Annotated in this window: 1 protein-coding gene; it reads left to right on the top strand. The window is 55.6% G+C overall.

Translation table 11 applies throughout. From position 1 onward, the window contains the following. A partial coding sequence (locus Q0775_RS19925; RefSeq protein ID WP_298865403.1) for an IS3 family transposase occupies positions 1–814 on the top strand: 814 nt, incomplete at its 5' end. Positions 815–852 lie beyond the last annotated feature (38 nt).

Below are 852 nucleotides of genomic sequence, written 5' to 3'. Positions count from 1 at the left end.
CAAGCGATTGTGCCAGGTTGTCGGCGTCAGCGCGCGTGGATTGCGGTCCTTTCGAAGTCGCCCTGCCAGCCGCAGGCAGCGATCTGATATGGTCACACTGGCGCACATCAAAGAACAATCGCGTCTCAGCCTGGGTAGTTATGGCCGACCTCGGATGACCGAAGAACTCAAGGAGATTGGCCTAAATATCGGTCACCGCCGTGTGGGCCGCTTAATGCGACAGAACGGCATATCTGTGATCCGAACGCGCAAACACAAGGTGACGACGGATAGTAACCATAAGTTCAACATCGCACCGAACCTGCTGGATCGCGACTTCAACGCCGATGCACCAAACCAAAAGTGGGCAGGCGACATCAGCTATGTCTGGACGCGTGAAGGCTGGTTGTACCTCGCTGTGATCTTGGACCTGCATTCTCGGCGGGTGATCGGCTGGGCGGTCAGCAATCGTATGAAGCGAGATCTTGCGATCCGAGCGCTGAAGATGGCCATTGCGTTTCGGCAGCCGCCCAAGGGCTGCATTCATCACACGGATCGCGGCAGCCAATATTGTTCGCACGATTACCAGAAAATCCTGCGACAGCATGGCTTCAAGGTATCCATGAGCGGCAAAGGAAATTGTTACGATAACGCTGCCGTCGAGACGTTCTTCAAGACCATCAAAGCAGAATTAATCTGGCGGCATCCTTGGGAGACACGGCGCAAGGCAGAGATGGCCATCTTCGAATACATCAATGGGTTCTACAATCCGCGACGCCGCCACTCAGCGCTCGGCTGGAAAAGCCCCGTCGCTTTCGAAGGGAAAGTGGCTTAAACGAGCACTTGGGGCAGCACTAAAGCGGGACAGGTCCA

This window comes from uncultured Sulfitobacter sp., assembly GCF_947499945.1.
Lineage (GTDB): Bacteria > Pseudomonadota > Alphaproteobacteria > Rhodobacterales > Rhodobacteraceae > Sulfitobacter.
This window is presented reverse-complemented; position numbering and strand designations above follow the sequence as displayed.